Source organism: Deltaproteobacteria bacterium, assembly GCA_026129095.1.
Classification (GTDB): Bacteria; JAGRBM01; JAGRBM01; order JAGRBM01; family JAHCIT01; genus JAHCIT01.
The window spans coordinates 167,456-183,189 of sequence record JAHCIT010000003.1; the positions used below are offsets into that span (position 1 = coordinate 167,456).

15 protein-coding genes are annotated in these 15,734 nt (G+C 61.4%); 7 read left to right on the top strand and 8 right to left on the bottom strand.

Going from position 1 to position 15,734, the window contains the following annotated elements; translation table 11 throughout:
• Positions 1-11: 11 nt before the first annotated feature.
• The 3 genes from KIT79_05640 to KIT79_05650 form a co-directional block, all read right to left on the bottom strand.
• Positions 12-1,037, bottom strand: a complete 1,026-nt coding sequence (locus tag KIT79_05640) for a L,D-transpeptidase (GenBank protein MCW5828780.1) — start codon at positions 1,035-1,037, stop codon at positions 12-14.
• Positions 1,038-1,312: 275 nt separating this feature from the next.
• Positions 1,313-2,149, bottom strand: a complete 837-nt coding sequence (locus tag KIT79_05645; GenBank protein MCW5828781.1) for an SDR family oxidoreductase — start codon at positions 2,147-2,149, stop codon at positions 1,313-1,315.
• Positions 2,150-2,288: 139 nt separating this feature from the next.
• Positions 2,289-2,573: a hypothetical protein gene (locus tag KIT79_05650; protein ID MCW5828782.1), complete on the bottom strand. Its 285-nt coding sequence runs from the start codon at positions 2,571-2,573 to the stop codon at positions 2,289-2,291.
• 31 nt (positions 2,574-2,604) lie between these two features.
• Here KIT79_05650 and KIT79_05655 point away from each other — a divergent pair, with 31 nt between their 5' ends.
• The 4 genes from KIT79_05655 to recJ are packed head-to-tail and all read left to right on the top strand — an operon-like array spanning position 2,605 to position 6,722.
• Complete coding sequence (locus KIT79_05655; GenBank protein MCW5828783.1) at positions 2,605-3,039, top strand: SMI1/KNR4 family protein; 435 nt, start codon at positions 2,605-2,607, stop codon at positions 3,037-3,039.
• Between the two features lie 50 nt (positions 3,040-3,089).
• The gene (locus KIT79_05660; GenBank protein ID MCW5828784.1) at positions 3,090-3,356 is read left to right on the top strand and encodes a hypothetical protein; all 267 of its coding nucleotides are present in this window, start codon (positions 3,090-3,092) and stop codon (positions 3,354-3,356) included.
• Between the two features lie 14 nt (positions 3,357-3,370).
• Complete coding sequence (locus KIT79_05665; protein MCW5828785.1) at positions 3,371-4,936, top strand: hypothetical protein; 1,566 nt, start codon at positions 3,371-3,373, stop codon at positions 4,934-4,936.
• A gap of 16 nt (positions 4,937-4,952) precedes the next feature.
• A complete protein-coding gene (recJ, locus tag KIT79_05670) occupies positions 4,953-6,722 on the top strand; it encodes a single-stranded-DNA-specific exonuclease RecJ (protein MCW5828786.1) in 1,770 nt (589 codons plus the stop codon).
• A gap of 4 nt (positions 6,723-6,726) precedes the next feature.
• Here the strand turns inward: recJ and coaE are convergent, their stop codons facing one another.
• A complete protein-coding gene (gene coaE / locus KIT79_05675) occupies positions 6,727-7,323 on the bottom strand; it encodes a dephospho-CoA kinase (GenBank protein MCW5828787.1) in 597 nt (198 codons plus the stop codon).
• 156 nt (positions 7,324-7,479) lie between these two features.
• Between coaE and KIT79_05680 the strand changes: the two genes are divergently transcribed.
• Together KIT79_05680 and KIT79_05685 are read left to right on the top strand one after the other, a co-directional pair.
• Positions 7,480-8,970: a DnaJ domain-containing protein gene (locus KIT79_05680; protein MCW5828788.1), complete on the top strand. Its 1,491-nt coding sequence runs from the start codon at positions 7,480-7,482 to the stop codon at positions 8,968-8,970.
• A 110-nt stretch (positions 8,971-9,080) separates the two neighbouring features.
• On the top strand, positions 9,081-9,806 hold the full coding sequence (locus KIT79_05685) for a DnaJ domain-containing protein (GenBank protein MCW5828789.1): 726 nt from the start codon (positions 9,081-9,083) through the stop codon (positions 9,804-9,806).
• A gap of 8 nt (positions 9,807-9,814) precedes the next feature.
• Here KIT79_05685 and KIT79_05690 read toward each other — a convergent pair whose 3' ends face one another.
• Genes KIT79_05690 through KIT79_05705 form a run of 4 tightly spaced genes read right to left on the bottom strand, consistent with a single transcriptional unit; the run spans position 9,815 to position 14,211 of the window.
• Entirely contained in the window at positions 9,815-11,158 is a 1,344-nt protein-coding gene (locus tag KIT79_05690; protein ID MCW5828790.1) for a TldD/PmbA family protein, read from the bottom strand.
• A gap of 15 nt (positions 11,159-11,173) precedes the next feature.
• Entirely contained in the window at positions 11,174-11,665 is a 492-nt protein-coding gene (locus KIT79_05695; protein MCW5828791.1) for an N-acetyltransferase, read from the bottom strand.
• Positions 11,644-13,335, bottom strand: a complete 1,692-nt coding sequence (recN, locus tag KIT79_05700) for a DNA repair protein RecN (protein ID MCW5828792.1) — start codon at positions 13,333-13,335, stop codon at positions 11,644-11,646. Before recN ends, KIT79_05695 begins: the two co-directional genes overlap by 22 nt.
• A gap of 15 nt (positions 13,336-13,350) precedes the next feature.
• A complete protein-coding gene (locus KIT79_05705) occupies positions 13,351-14,211 on the bottom strand; it encodes an NAD(+)/NADH kinase (protein ID MCW5828793.1) in 861 nt (286 codons plus the stop codon).
• 111 nt (positions 14,212-14,322) lie between these two features.
• On the opposite strand from KIT79_05705, the gene KIT79_05710 reads away from it, so the two are divergent.
• Entirely contained in the window at positions 14,323-15,669 is a 1,347-nt protein-coding gene (locus tag KIT79_05710; protein MCW5828794.1) for a replication-associated recombination protein A, read from the top strand.
• The last annotated feature ends 65 nt before the right edge of the window (positions 15,670-15,734 follow it).

The window sequence follows — 15,734 nt, forward strand, 5'->3', positions numbered from 1 at the left end:
GGTTCCCCGTTTCAGTTTCGGGCATCGGAGTCATCATCCGTTTGAGGCTGGAAACGGGGCAGTTTCACCGGCGGAGCCCGTTCGACCAGGACCGGAAGGGAAGGCCGGCCGGCCATGTCCGGAATGATCGAATGCCAGCCGAACGGCAGTTCCGGCGGGCTCCAGTCAAAGAGCCACCGGGCGTCTTTCACGGAGATGTTCACGCATCCGTGGCTTACCTGTGTTCCGAACTGGCTGTGCCAGAAGGAACCGTGCAGGGCTATTCCTTCAGAGAAAAACAGGATATCGGGAACTTCTTCGACAAGATATGGGTCGTCCTCTAGGCCGCTCATCGGTTCATGCCGGGCCTTTTGCCAGACCATGAATAGCCCCTCGGGTGTCGGAGTCTGGTCCTTGCCAGAAGAGACGAGTGTCGCCAGCACTGGCCGGTCGCCTTCATAGGCCACCAGCGTTTGCTCCCGGAGGTCCACGTGTACCCATTTCCCGCCAGCACTGACACCTGCGGGACGGTCCCTCTGTACCGCAAGGCGGACCGCACTGCGGGACAGGCTGCCCGGTGCAGTCACGATATTTCCTTTCACATCGGTTCCGAGGACGGGAAGATGGACATGGCGCTCAAACAGTTCATCGGTAGATGTTCTCACTCTTCTCAGGGTGAAGGCGATGGGGAGTTCCGGGTCCGGTACACCTGAAAAGGGATAGGGTTCGATCCGGGCAACCTGGCTGCTGCGGACATAGGTTCCATCAATGCGCCTGAGCCACCCCTTCTCGTAGAGTGCGTCATCGAGGAAAACGGCAATCATCGTGTCAACGGTCACGCGGCCCGTTTCCTTTGCTGCGTCATCCGGGCGGTCACGGAATGCCGTGTCCTTCCGGATAACCCGTCCGTACCAGTAAGGGAGGTGCAGAAATCCCTCCGGCTGCGGCGGGGGTGTTTCGATCCGTTTCAGGAGCGAATTGCGGACATACCCATCTCCCAGAAGCCGGACCCAGGCGGACGGATCCGTACATGAGGGCAGGCACTCCTGGACAATCACGTTGTCCCCGGAACGGAGGATGCCGATGGCGGGAGATTTTGCATCCGGAAGTTTACGGATGAAGGAGGATTCTGCCTGCAGCGTGGCCCAGACGGGCAGTTCGGGAGGGGATGAGGACGGAGGGGAACTGCCGATCGAAACAGCGGCGAGGACAGGGACGATCCCCCCGAAATGCCCGGAGCAACGAGCCTTTGACCAGAACCGGAATCACGGGAGGAAACTATAGCCGGCCAGGCATTTGCCGCTACCGTCAGAAGCCAGCACAGGCCATCAGCCTATGCGGTCAGCCCTGTCATCTTTTCGCTTACTTCCCACAGGCGGCGCATGACATCGGGGTTGCGGGATTCGGGGCGGCTCCAGGCGGGCTTGCAGCGGACGTAGTATCCGCCGGTCTGGCCTTCCACTTCCGGCGAACTGGAAAGGTAAACCGGTGTCCGGGCCCCGGATTCGGACGAGATCATGAATCGCCGGGCGATTCCGAACAGGCGTTCCGGCACCTGCCCGCCTGCGAAATTCGTATTGACGCCGCCGGGGTGCAGGGCATTGGACGTGACGCCGGTCCCCTCCAGCCGCTTGGCCAGTTCACGGGCGAACAGGATATTGGCGAGCTTGGAATTGCAGTAGGCGAGCCACATGTTGAACCGTTTGGAGCTATCGATGTCGCTGAAATTGATATGCCCGGCCCAGTGCCCTCCGGACGAGACAGTCACGACCCGCGCAGGGGCACTCTTTTTCAGGACATCCAGCAGGAGACTGGTCAGGAGGAAGGGGGCCAGGTGGTTGGTTGCCCACTGAACCTCGATCCCGTCCTCGGTCATCTGCTTCTGCTTCTGGACCAGACCGGCATTGTTCACCAGCACGTCAAGGCGCGGGTAAGTGGACAGAAATTCGGCCGCCACCTTGCGGACCTGTTTCTTGGAGGCGAGGTCGGCAATGAGCAGATCGACCCGGGCCCCCTGACCCTTCTCACGGATTTCCTGCTGGGCCGCACGGGCCTTCTCAGGATTCCGGCAAATCATCACGATATGGGCGCCCTTTTGGGCAAGTCCTATGGCGGTATCCTTGCCGATACCTGAATTGGCGCCGGTAATGACGCAGATTTTCCCGTTCATGCCCTGAACCCCCATTCCGGTGGTCATATACGTTTGGTTCTGCCGGGGCGCAAGCCATTTTTCGGCCGGGCGGGGCTTTACTTTTGAAACGTCACTTCCTATGACCACTAAGCACCAAAACAGTCCGGATTCCGGATGATTAGGGGAAGTTGTTCGTGAGTGCTGCCAAAGCAAAACCGAAGAAAAAGGCTGTGGGGAAAGCCAAGGGGAAAAAGGCGAAAAAGCCGCCAGTTCCCAAAAAGACTGTAAAGCCGGCCCGGAAAAAGGCGGCCGGGAAGCCAAAGCCTGCGGCCAAGAGCAAGGTCCAAAAGCCCGTCCGGAAAACTCCGGCAGCAAAGCCCCAGAAGCCCGGCTTGAAAGTCTTGTCGCCCGAAAAGCCGCGGGAGACCGCACCGCCAACTCCAGTCCCGAAGAAACCGCCCACGCAGCCTGCCCCGCCGCCCGCACCCGCTCCCGTGGAGCAGCCCGCCGAGCCCGAGCACAATCCCTACGGGGCGAGTGATGAGGCAGTCGAGGACACGACGGAACTGCTTGGTGTCGTATTCCCGCGCAATGTCATCCGGATATGGAAGGCATTGAACGGGGCCGGGATCAACGACTGGAAGTTCCACGCCCTCAGGGACCCCGCAAACCCCACGGCCGACCGCCGGGATATTATCCACATCAATACCGATGCCCGGCCGGAGGATTTCCCGGACGATTTCATCAGCATCGCCGAGCAAGATGGCAACCATCTGGTTCTCCAGCGTGAGGACGACCGGCTGCTTCCGGAACTGTTCGTATGGGACCACGACACGGCCGATGTTGCCGAATACGACGAGGATCTTGCGAATTTTGTCGAAGAAGCAGAAGAAATCCGAGACGAGCTGCTGCGCCGTCGACGCCGCTGAAGCGGGGCGGACGTGCAGCAGGGGTTCCCGCAGCGGAAAGGCAGGATCAGATGCCGACTTACAAGGGCTACCAGTTCGTCATCAAGGTTAAGGCCGAGGAGATCAACTCCATTGACCCTGCCACACGCAAGCGGATCAAGGAAAAGGGATTCGTTGCCTATTGCCCGGAAATGATGGATCCGCAGGGCCGCAAGCTCTGGGTAACGGCTCCGCCCCATGAGATACTGCCGGCATCCCATACCGGCAAGGATGATGCGATCAAGCTGATCGCCGACCGTATACGGCAATTCATAGACAAGCGCCCCGAGCAGAAGTAACAGGCAGCCGAAACATGGTTCGTACCGGATGCTGGCCATGGAACTGGATGGTCGCAGCACTGGCCGTATTGGGTTCGCCTGTCCCCGTGGTAGCCGCGGATACTGGGGAATCCGAAACCCAGATCAGCCGTTATGGATGTGAATACGATAGGGGTATTCGCTGCACTTCCCGCGATGGCGAGCAGGAAATCCGGCTTAATTTTCTGGCCCAGTTCCGGTTTACCGGACTGTTCGCCAGCGGCGGACAGACTGCTCCCGCGTCCGCCGCTCCGGTGGTGGACGGAAACTACTTCGGTTTCGGGGAAGCCCGGGGCCGGTTCATGGCCGAAGGCCAGATCATCCCCAGCCTCCGGTACCGGTTTTTTGCCGAATGCGCTACGGGGAACAACTGCGAGGCCGACCAGATGTGGGGTGACTGGCGCATCGGTTCCGCCGGTGGCGTGATGTTCGGACAGATGAAGCGGTTCGTGACGCTCCAGCACTCCTTGAGTCCCCTGAATCTTGCGTTCGCCGATGAAGCTACGTTTACGCAAATCGCCGGAGCGGGGCTCGGCCTTGGAATCCGGCCTTATGCCGAACTGGGGCCGGTGCGCCTCAGCCTGGAAATCATGAACGACAGCGCCTTTCTGGGCGGCGCAAACCGTATAAATGGTGATTTTGACGGCCTTCACTACACGCTGGGGCTGGACGTCCGTCTGGCCGGGGAGTCTTTCGACTGGGACCAGATTGACCAGAGGCGGGGCGACCTGTCGGTCCAGTTTCGCGGCTGGTTTGCGTGGGAAACCATCAGGGGCCGGGATGTGCCATCGGTCGATTTCGGAGGGGGGAGGGTGGTCAATCTCCGGGATAACCTGGAGCGGGATACGGCCAATCCGATCAGTCCGACCTGCCACCGTTACTTCGTATTGTCGAGCCTTCTGCGCGGCCGGCAGATCTGCACGGGCGTGGAGTTCCCGGAGGCTTTCTGGAACCGGTACTACGGCGGTGGCAACTCGATGGCGCACAGTAGCACCGGAGCCGCCCTGCTGGCACGGCTCAGGGGACTCTCGCTTCTTCTGGAGTCCAACTACCGGAGGTACGAGTTCGCCCACACCAGTCAGGGATTCGATGATTTCGCATGGCTGCTGGAAGCGGGATACCTGTTCCCCGGCGGGTTCAACCTTGCCGGCCGGTTTGAGCAGGCGATCTTTTCGGATGGCCCGTTTCAGGCGCTGGTGGCAGGGCGAGATCCGGTTTGCGCCGCAAGTTCCGCAGCACCCTTGGCTGCCTGTCCGCATGCGGTTCCCGGTGCCCCCCGTAATACGACGTTTACGGGCTTTTATTCGTGGGGGTTCGCCCTGAGTTACCTGCTACGGGGGCATGACCTGAAAGTGACCGCTGATTACCTGCACTATGAACTACCCTGGCGGGCAGCCGACCCAATCAGTCCGCTTCCAGGGGGCGGGTACGGCTATCCCCGAGCCGTTGAAACCTCCCTCATGCGGCTTCCTTCCACCGGAAAGTCCCGCATCCAGCGGTTCGGCCTGTCGGGTGATTCCAGCCCCGAGATGATACGTATCCAGGTGCAGGTGGTCCTTTAGGCATCACATGAGTTCCGTGACAGGAAAGCGCTGGGTGCTTCCCGCCCCCGTGGACTACCAGCTTGTCCGGTCGCTGGAGGCCGAGTTCCCGCTTCACCGGTTGCTGATCGAGATACTGGTCCGCCGGGGCGTGAGCGATCCGGTCGCCGTGGACCGGTTCATTCACCCCCGGCTGGAGCATCTGCACGATCCGTTTCTCCTGCCGGGCATGGAAGCCGCAGTGAGCAGGGTTGTCCGTGCGGTTAGCGGGGGGGAACAGATTTCGGTCTTTGGCGATTATGACGTGGACGGCGTGACGTCCACCGCGTTGCTGCTCCGGTTTTTCCGCGCCATTGGCGCGAAGACAGACTTTTTCATTCCGCACCGGAGCCACGATGGCTACGGACTCAGCATGGATGCATTGAAGGAGGCCCGTAACAGGGGCACGTCCGTGGTTATTACGGTTGATAACGGGATTGCGGACGTGGAGGAGGTGGCCTGGGCCCAGGCGAACGGGATTGACATGATCGTGACCGATCACCATCAGGTTCCGGAAAGTGCGCCGGTGGCCCATGCGGTTGTCAATCCGCATCTGGAAGGCAGCCAGTTCCCGTTCCCGCTTCTGTGCGGCTGCGGCGTGGCGTTCAATCTGGCGATGGCGGTTCGCCGCAGGCTCCGCGATCAGGGATATTTTACTGCCGGGCGGGAGCCCCCCAACCTGAAGGATCTGATCCCCTATGCTGCGTTGGGCACGGTGGCCGATGTGGTCCCCCTGACCGACGAAAACCGGATATTCGTCAAATACGGGCTCCAGATGATGGAGAAAACCGCTGATCCCGGCCTTAAGGCGCTCATTCAGGTGTCTGGCGCCGATGGCCGGGAACTGTCGGCACGGGATATCGGCTTTGGGCTGGCTCCACGTCTGAATGCCGCCGGCCGGATGTCATTCGCCCGTGACGGTGTTGAACTGCTCACCACAACAGATGAGGAGAAAGCGCGGGAGCTGGCACGCATCCTGAATGACCAGAATTCCGAACGCCGGTCGGTGGAGGCCCAGATCCTGACCGAAGCGGTGGAACTGGTCGAGGCCAACGGGCTGCTCCGCGACCGCAAGGCGATTGTCGTCTGGAAAGAGGGATGGCACCCGGGAGTCATCGGTATCGTCGCTGCACGGCTGGTGGACAAATATTACCGGCCTACAGTGGTGCTGGCCGTTGAAGACGGAAAGGCTAAGGGATCATGCCGGACCATTCCGACCTATAACATTTACGAGGGCCTCCGGTTCGCCCACCAGCCGGGCTCCGGGGCAACGCATGGCGAAGGACTTTTCGAGAGTTTCGGGGGACACAAGTTCGCGGCGGGACTGACGCTGGAAACAGGGAGGTTGTCGCTTTTCTATGACCGGCTGGACCAGAACGTCCGCAAATGGACGAGCGAGGAAAGTTTCACGCCGGAACTGCGTGCCGATGCCGTGATCAACGTGAATGATGTCACGCCTGAGCTGGTGCACGAACTGGCCCGGCTGAAACCGTTCGGAGTCATGAACGAACCGCCGGTCTTTATAGTGCAGGGTGGGCAGATCCGCTGGCCGAAAGTCCTGAAAGAAGCTCACCTCAAGTTCCGGCTGTCAGACCCCACTGGCCGCTCGGTGGACGTAATCGGATTCAGGATGGGAGAGGGCATTGATGCGGCGGATATGAATGGCCGGGCTGCTGAAGTGGCCGGGTATCTCGAACTGAACCACTATCCCCCGGATAACCCGTCGCCATCGGTGCAGATACGGATGCTGGATTACCGCCTGTCCTGAAAGCTCAACGGCCGGTCAGTTCTGTCCAGATATATTCGACCTGCTGCCGGGTATTTTCCATGCTGCCGGAGTTGTCGATCACGTAGTCGGCCAGTTTGGCCTTCTCGTCCACTGGCATCTGGGACCGGATTTTCTGATCGGCCTCGTCACGGGAAATGCCGTCCCGTTCCATGAGCCGCTTGACCTGGATTTCAGGGTCGGCACGGACGACGATCAGTTTTTCACCGAACTTCGCCTGACCGGTCTCCACGAGCAGTGCCGCATCATAGATCAGGTAATCCGTCCCCCGGGCCCGTTCTTCCTGTAACCGCCGGGCGGTCTCCAGTCCTATGCGGGGATGGAGAATCGAATTCAGTCTGCGTCGCTTCGTTTCGTCGCCGAACACGATTCGCCCCAGTTCCGGCCGGTCAAGGGTCCCGTCGGGCAGGAGTACTTCTTCACCAAATACCCGCACGATGTCCGCAAGACCGTCGGTGCCGGGTTTCACGACATCGCGGGCCACGTGGTCGGCGTCAATAATCCGGGCACCCAGCTTTTCGAACATGGCAGTTACGGTTGATTTGCCGCAGGCGATTCCGCCGGTAAGTCCGAATATATGCATGAGGCGGTGCAATTCCTTGCGTACAGAGATGGGAGCCGGTCTTTTACCGCGCTGCGGCAGGGAAGAAAAGTATTCGTCTGGCCCGGTCCGTTTGCAGTTTGCTATGCTTCCCAAAATACGTTGCTTCAACGATACGGTTACAGGTAAATCTGGACAGTGCCAGCATCCAGTCCGCTCAAATTCCCGCCGTCTCCGTCGCTGGAGAACGGCCAGATCGGGGATATGACCATCCCGCTGCTCTTGGTAGGCCTGCGCGCCCAGGGAGCGACCGGTGTCCTCACGATCGAACGTCCCGGCCAGATCAAGACCATTTATATCTCCAGGGGCCTGCCGGTCGGAGTCGCCTCGAACCAGCGCCATGAGCAGCTCGGAGCATTCCTGCTGGAGGAAGGGAAGATATCCCTTGCTGACTTTCGGGCCGCAACGGAGCTGATACAGGAAAAACAGATGAAGCAGGGTGAGGCGTTCATCCTGCTCGGCAAGCTCACTTCAGCCGAGGTTTATCAGGCGCTGGAACGGCAGGCGCGGTTCCGCATTCTCGATGTTTTCGGATGGGATACCGGCCACTATGCCTTCAGCACGAATGACAGTTTCTGGAACGACATAACGGCTGTCGATCTCCCCTTTCTGGAGGTTCTCGCCGAGGGTATGCGCCGGACTTATGGTTTCACACGGCTGGCCCGGCTGTTCGACGGTCTGGAGAAGACCTATTTTTCCCTGGAAGAGCGTTTCGTAGGCGAGGGAGGCTGGACTGGGCTTCAGGACCGGGAACTCCGGCTGCTGCCTTCGATCAATGGCACCCGCACGCTGGTCGATCTGGCGGCCCTGCCGGGGGTGGACTTGCGGCTGCTTTTCCCGCTGCTTGCCTACCTGGCGCTGGGTGGCTGGCTGAAGGGTGCGCCGGCTCCGGCCGAGACGTTCGTAATGGATGGAACGCCAGCGGCGGCGGCTTCCAGCACCAGTCCGAAAGACATGGAAATGCGGAACGTCATCCTGGAAAACTACATCCGTGTCAAGGCGTACAACTACTACCGCCTTCTGGGAGTTACCCCGGCAGCGACGCCGGAACAGATCCAGCAGGCGTATGAAAAACTGTCGCAAAAATACGATCCAGCCAGATACACGCAATACGATCTTGGTCCCATGCGGGCCCGGCTTTTCGAGATTTATGCCAAGATAGAGACTGCCTCCCAGACACTTCGGGATACAAACCGGCGGGCCAGTTATGACCTGTTCCTCAAGCGAAATGAGGAAGCGTTTGAATCGGATCGCCGGCAGCGTTTCTCGGCGGAGATCGAATTTACGCTGGGCCGAGAGCACCTGGAAAAGGGGCGGCTCCCCACCGCTCTCCAGCATTTGTCCCGTGCTGCCGACCTGAACCCCCGGCAGCCGGACTATCTGAGCGGGCTTGCCAGTGCATATATGAAATCAGAACCGCCGCAGGTAGTTGAAGCCAAGACCCGGCTTGCTGCGGCTCTTGAACTGGACCCTCACCATTTCCGTTCGATCGTGGAACTGGGCAAGGTATACCAGTACGAGGGGAGAACCGAGATGGCCAGAAAGATGTATGAATCCGCTGATCGGATCCGGCCAGAGACGCCAGAGGTGACGGGGCTTCTTCGGCAGGTATCGGCCAAAAGTGCCTGATGCAAAAAGCTGTGTATGTGTGCCGGGGGAACGGCCAGACTGCTTGAAAAATCAGGGGCTTACTGCTTAATAACTCATTTGCGGCGAAGATTGTGGACCAGATTGAAACCATGAGTGATCCCAAAACAGAGCTTCTCAAGCAGGCAGCGGACCTGAAGGCCCGGATCGGCAAGACAAGCCATTATGAGGTATTCGGTATTCCGGACACGGCTTCGACCGGAGATATCAAGAAGGCCTACTTCAAGTTCGTCAAGACGTTTCACCCTGACTCGCTGGTGGGGATGACACTGTCGGCCGACGAGATGTCCCTGGTGCGGAGTGTATTCTCCAAGCTGACGGAGATTCACGACTCCCTCACCGATACGGAGAAGCGCAAGGAATACGACGAGCTACTGAAGACCGGCGTCGTGGACGAGCAAGCGATTGTTGAAAAGGCCAACCGTATCCTCAAGAGCGAACTGGAGTTCCAGAAGGGCGAGATTCTGGTCCGGCGCGGCAAGTTTCCGGAAGCAATCGAGTATCTGCGCTCGGCGGTCAAGCTGGCCCCGGACGAGGCCGACAACTGGGCCGTGCTTGCATGGGCGACCTATTCGCTGCGGGAAGGATCCAAGGATGCCAACCGCGCCAAGGGGCGGAAATACCTCGAAAAGGCCTTTCAATTGAAACCGGATAGTTTCCGGGCCCACTACTACCAGGGCCTCATCTGCAAGATTGACGGGAACAAGTCGCTGGCGCTGACCCACCTGAAGCGGGCATATGAACTGGATCCCACGCACGAACAGTGCCGGATCGAGTTCGTCCGGCTGGGTGGCAAGACCAAGCCGGGCGCGGCCTGAAACGGTGATTACGTCCCGGCTACGCTGGCCTTTGAAACGAGCAGGCTTGGACTGCCGACGCCGTTGACAAAACGCATGTCGTTGCCCAGTGCCTCGACCCGCAGGAACAGGTCGAACAGGTTTCCGCTGATAACCATTCCGTTGAAGGGCCCGGCCCGCCGGCCGTTTTCCACCACGAACCCCGAGCAGCCCAGGGAGAACTCACCGCTCACGGGGTTTGCCGTGTGGACTCCTGCCAGATCGGTAATGAACAGGCCGTTCCGCAGCTCGCTCAGCAGGTCTTTCAGGGAAAAACTGCCGCGGCGGATGTAGCAGTTCGATATCCCGACGGAAGGCCCCGACTGGAAACCGGCCGACCGGGTGCAGTTCCCGGTCGATTTCGTGCCTGCCTTGGCGGCCGTATAGGTGTCATACAGGAAATTTTCGAGGATACCCTCGCGGACCAGCGTGGTCTTCTGGCGGGGGACTCCTTCATCGTCGAAGGGGAACGTCCCGGTGCCCTTGGGCAGCAGGCCGTTGTCGTAGATCGTGATCAGCGGGCTGAACACCTTCTTGCCGACCTTGCTGTCGAGCCATGACCGCTTTTTCTGGACCGAATCGGCGCAGAAGCTGGGGGTCAGCACGCCCAGCATTTCGCATGCCGCCAGGGCATCGAGTACGACCGGCCCCGTGCGGGAGGGGATGGGCTTTGCGCCAAGCTGCTCCACGGCGTTCAGGGCTGCCTTCCGGGCCACCCGGCCGGGATTCAGGTCTTCCATGAACCGGCTTTCGACGAAATCGTAGCCGACCTGCGAATCCCCCGATGTCTCGGCCACGGCCATGACGCTCAGGACCGACTGGACGCATTCGGCCTCCCGGCGGACGCCTTCGGAGTTCCAGATCGTCACGGTGCGGCGGGCCTCGTGATACTGGGCATTGCGGACGCGGGTAATGCGGCGGTCGCTCCGGCGGGTCATGCTCTCGAGCTGGAGCGCCAGGTCCACCTTGTCCTTGTCGGACAGGGCGGCAAGCGCGGGATCGATCAGCTCCAGATCGTTCGCCGGGATGGGCGTGTTCGGGGCGACCTTGGCGAATTCGTCCGGAGACGATGCCTTGGCCGCACCGACGGCGGCATCCACGGCGCTTTTCAGCGCCGGCTTGCCGAAATCAGTGGTGTAGGCGAATCCGACGGCGCCCTTGTGAACGGCGCGCACGCCAAGCCCGTGGGAAACCGCCTTGGAAAGCGACTCAACCGCATTGTCCCTTGCCTCGGCCTTGATGGTCTGCGACTGGTCCAGGTACAGATCCCACCCGGCCAGCTTCTTGGTCTTTAGCTGGCGGGCCACGTCGTTCAGTAGTCGTTGTGCGTTCACTTTGCTCCTGCTTGCTTACACTTCGAGAATGACGGCGACTTCGTCGCACTCCAACAGTTTGGGACACTTGAGACAGTCCTTCCAGACCTTGTGAGGCAGAAAAGTCTTGTCCACTCTCCGGAACCGGAAATGCTCGAACAGTTCAGGCTTGCGGGTAAGGGCGAAAACCTCCCCGATCCTGAGCGTCCGGGCCTCGGCGATTACCGCCCGGAGCAGTTCGCCGCCGACGCCGCACCCCCGCCATTCCGGTTCCACGCAGAAACTGCGGACCTCGGCCAGATCCCACGTATAGACGTGCAGGGCGACGGTTCCGACAGTCTGCCCGTCGCTCCGGCGGGCGACGAAAAAATCGCGCAGCGATTCATAGATCGAATCCTTGTCGACGGGAAGCAGTTCGTTGCTGGCCGCTTCCCTCGCAATGAGGGCATGTATGGCGTCCACATCGTCTGTCGTGGGGCGCTCGATCCGGACGGCCGGGACCGGTTTCAGTTGCCCGCCTGTTTCCATTCCTGCAGCATCTCTCTGGCGGCCGTCCGTGTCGATACGGCCGCGCTCTCGCCTCCAAGCATCCTGGCCAGTTCCTCCACCCGCTCATCATAGCCGAGTTTGGCGGCCGTTACCTCCGAGCGTCCCTTCCGGACCTGTTTTTCGATCCGGATGTGATGGTCGGCCCGCCCGGCGATCTGGGGCAGGTGTGTAACACATAGAATCTGGACTTTCCCGGCCAGTTTGCGGATCTGAGCACCCACGCGGTCAGCCGTGACCCCGCCTATGCCGGCGTCCACTTCGTCCAGGACCAGTGTCGTTGCCGGATCAGGGCGGGTCCGGGCCAGCCGGACGGCCAGCATCACCCGCGAAAGCTCTCCGCCCGAGGCGACCTTGGCCAGCGGCTTGGGAGGTTCGCCCGGATTGGCCGAAAACAGGAACTCCGCCCGGTCCTGGCCCCCCGGCCCCGGTTGGGGGGCAGCGGCCAGCTCCACGCGGAAATCGGCCTGGCGGAAATGGAGCTGTTCCAACTCCTTCCGGATCGAGACGGCCAGATCCCGCGCCGCCTTCCGGCGGGCTTCTGACAGCTTCCCGGCTGCCGTTTCGTAGGCTTTCCGGGCCCGGGCGATCTCCCCGTCGAGCTTGCCGGTGACAGCTTCATGGTTTTCCAGCCGGTCCCGTTCTTCGCGGAGGGCTCCAGTCCGGGCGATCACTTCCGTAACCGTCCCGCCGTGCTTGCGACAGAGGCGGTCGATCAGGGCCAGTCGGGTTTCAATCTCGTCCAGCCGGGCCGACAGTTCCGAGGGGGACATCCGGAGCGTGTCCAACCGCCGTTCCAGTTCCCGGCCGAGGTCGTCCAGCTCGATCGCCAGGTCCGACATGCGGCGGGCCAGAGGCTCCAGCGCCGGATCCCCCTCGGCCAGCGGCTTCAGGCTTTCGGCGATCCGGCTCAGGGCGGCCCCTGCCGGCTGGTCGCCTTCCAGGAGGAACTCCACGCCACCGGATACCAGCCGGACCATCTTTTCCAGCGAGAGAAGCTGGCGCTTTTCGGCCTTCAGCCGGTCGTCCTCGCCCGGCGAGAGTTCGGCGTCTTCCAGTTCCCTGAGAACGAAATTGAGATAGTCGAGGCGGTCAGCCCGTCCGGCAGCGGCCGTGGCGAGCGCGGCCTTTTCCGTCTCCAGCTTTCTGAAGGCTTCCCACGTCTGGGCGGTTTCGGCCAGCAGCACGTTCGTCCCGGCTATTTCGTCCAGCAGGTCGAGCTGGGAGTCCGGGTCCATCAGCGACTGGTGTTCATGCTGCGATACGACGGCGATGAGATGGGCAGAAATGGCGGCCAGGGTGCCGACCGTGACGGAGTGGTCAGCGATCACCACACGGGATTTGCCATCCCGCCTGACCGACCGGCGGATGATGAGATCTTCGTCCCCATCGGGAGCGATCTCCTGCTGTTCCAGCAGGCGGCGAAGCCCGCCGGACGCGGGAATTTCGAAGCGGGCTTCGACAGTCGCCTCGTCGGCGCCGGTACGTACAAGATCGGCCGATCCGCGGCTGCCCCAGAGGAGCTTGAGCGCCTCGACCAGCAGGGATTTCCCCGCTCCGGTTTCGCCAGTGAGCACCGTCAGGCCCGGACCGAGTTCCAGCTCGACCGAGTCCACGATGGCGAGGTTCTTGAGCCGGAGGCCCAGCAGCATTGGATAACTGTCCTGTCAGGTTCCCGTGATCTTGCGGGTGGGAGCCCAGCCGAGCTTGTTCCGCAGCACGTCGAAATACCCTTCGGCCCGGTTCTTGACGAGATTGATGCGTTTGTCCGCCTTGGTGACGCGCACGATATCCGTCGGATGGATATCTATAGACACTTGCCCGTCAAGTGAAACCACGATGTCGCCATGCGGTGCATTGGTTGCCTGGAGTTCCACGACCTTGGTATCCGGAACGATCAGCGGACGGTTGGCCAGCATGTGCGGGCAGATGGGAACGAGGACCAGCGCGGCAATTGCGGGATGAACGATCGGCCCTCCGGCGGCGAGTCCATAGGCTGTCGACCCGGTGGGCGAGGCGACGATCACTCCGTCGCAGGCGAATGACGTTACCGGCCGCTCGTCAATCGTGACATTGACCTGCAGGAGTCTGGCGACTCCCCGGCGGGAGATGACCGCATCGTTCAGCGCCAGCGAATGGTGAATCTCCCGGCCGTCTCGGATCACCTCAACGTCGAGCAGTGCCCGGGCCTCGGTCTCGTAGTCCCCGGAGATGACCCGCCTGAGGGTTTCAATCGCGTTTTCGCGGGATATTTCGGTAAGGAAGCCAAGACTTCCCAGATTGATGCCTAGGATCGGGCACCGCTCACCGGCCACCTGACGGGCCGCACCGAGAAGCGTCCCGTCGCCACCCAGCACCAGCATGATATCCACGCTTTTCGACAGGGCCGTGTCGGAAACGCCCCCGTCCATTCCAAACGCCTCGGCCGCCTCCCGGCTGACGAACAACCGGATGCCCTGTGCCGCCAGGAAATCGCGTATCTGCTTACCCAGCTCCACGGCCCTGGGATCCCGTGTCTTCAGGACCATTCCGGCGCTGTGTATCTTGACCGAATTCACACCGGTAACAGTAGCACAAGCTCTGGGGGTGGGTAGGCGGGTCGGTTGTGGTCCTTCGGGCGCCCGGTTAGTGATCCCTCCATGGACCTGTTCGACCGCACACCGGAAGGGAAACCGGACGCCGTGCCCGCATCCCGGCCGCTGGCTGACCGCATGCGGCCGGTGTCTTTTGGCGATCTGGTGGGGCAGGACGAGCTGTTCGGGGATGAGGGGTTCATCAGCCGCCTGCTCCGGACGGCGCAGCCTCCGTCGCTGATCTTCTGGGGCCCGCCGGGGTCGGGCAAGACGACGGTCGCCCGTATTCTGTCGCAGCAGTACGGACTCCCGTTCGTCCACTTCTCCGCCGTGCTGGGCGGAATGAAGGAAGTGCGCGATATCGTCGATGAGGCGAGGCGCACCCTCCAACGGACCGGGAAGCCGACTATTCTCTTCGTTGACGAGATTCACCGGTTCAACAAGAGCCAGCAGGATGCCTTCCTGCCCCATGTGGAGTCTGGGCTCATCATCCTGATCGGCGCGACGACCGAAAATCCCTCGTTCGAGATCAACGCCGCGCTGCTCTCCCGGTGCCGTGTGGTGGTGTTCCAGCCGATCGCGCTAGAGGACATTGAAAACCTGATCGACCGGGCGCTGGCCGACGAGCAGCGGGGGTTTGGCAGCCGCAGGGTCAGTATCACACCGGATGCACGGGTACTGATCGCGCAGATGTCGGGCGGGGATGCCCGCTCGGCGCTCAACATGCTGGAGTCGGCCGTCGAGACGCTGCCGGTGGGCAGGGCGGAAATGGGAGTGGAGGATGTACGCCGGTCGTTCCAGCGGGCCACGCTATCCTACGACAAGAAGGGCGAGCACCACTACAACGTCATCAGCGCGTTCATAAAATCCATGCGCGGCACCGACCCGGATGCCGCCATCTACTGGCTCGCCCGGATGCTGGAATCGGGCGAGGATCCGCTGTTCATCGCCCGTCGCATGGTCATCTTTGCCAGCGAGGATATCGGCAATGCCGATCCGCAGGCATTGCAGATGGCCCTGAACGTCTACGAGGCCTGCGAGCGGATCGGACTGCCCGAATGCCGGATCAACCTGGCGCACGGCGTGACCTATCTCGCCAGCGCGCCCAAGTCGAACGCGAGCTATGCCGCCATCGGCAAGGCGATCGGCGAGGTGAAAAGGTCAGGCCCGCTGCCGGTTCCCCTCCATCTCCGCAATGCGCCGACTGGCCTCATGCGCGAACTGGGCTACGGCAAGGGGTACCAGTATGCCCACGAGGCTGACGATGCGCTGATCCTTCAGGAACATCTGCCGGAGGAGACCGGCGAGCGGATTTTCTACGAGCCCAAGCGAACCGGCGCGGAAAAGGATATCGCCGAACGCCTGGAGCGAATCGCCGCCTGGAAGGCCCGAAAGCGGAAAGACGAAGGCTGAGCCCTTGGGTCCACGCCCACCACACCTGAAACGGGACATTTTTTCGCCGTTCAGTCTAGAGAGAC

Bases quoted from the DNA above. Each gene is read 5' to 3' on its own strand.
- KIT79_05645 (MCW5828781.1), bottom strand. From the start codon at position 2,149: ATGAACGGGAAAATCTGCGTCATTACCGGCGCCAATTCAGGTATCGGC.
- KIT79_05660 (MCW5828784.1), top strand. From the start codon at position 3,090: ATGCCGACTTACAAGGGCTACCAGTTCGTCATCAAGGTTAAGGCCGAG.
- KIT79_05665 (MCW5828785.1), top strand. From the start codon at position 3,371: ATGGTTCGTACCGGATGCTGGCCATGGAACTGGATGGTCGCAGCACTG.
- coaE (MCW5828787.1), bottom strand. From the start codon at position 7,323: ATGCATATATTCGGACTTACCGGCGGAATCGCCTGCGGCAAATCAACC.
- KIT79_05685 (MCW5828789.1), top strand. From the start codon at position 9,081: ATGAGTGATCCCAAAACAGAGCTTCTCAAGCAGGCAGCGGACCTGAAG.
- KIT79_05695 (MCW5828791.1), bottom strand. From the start codon at position 11,665: ATGGAAACAGGCGGGCAACTGAAACCGGTCCCGGCCGTCCGGATCGAG.
- recN (MCW5828792.1), bottom strand. From the start codon at position 13,335: ATGCTGCTGGGCCTCCGGCTCAAGAACCTCGCCATCGTGGACTCGGTC.
- KIT79_05705 (MCW5828793.1), bottom strand. From the start codon at position 14,211: ATGGTCCTGAAGACACGGGATCCCAGGGCCGTGGAGCTGGGTAAGCAG.
- KIT79_05710 (MCW5828794.1), top strand. From the start codon at position 14,323: ATGGACCTGTTCGACCGCACACCGGAAGGGAAACCGGACGCCGTGCCC.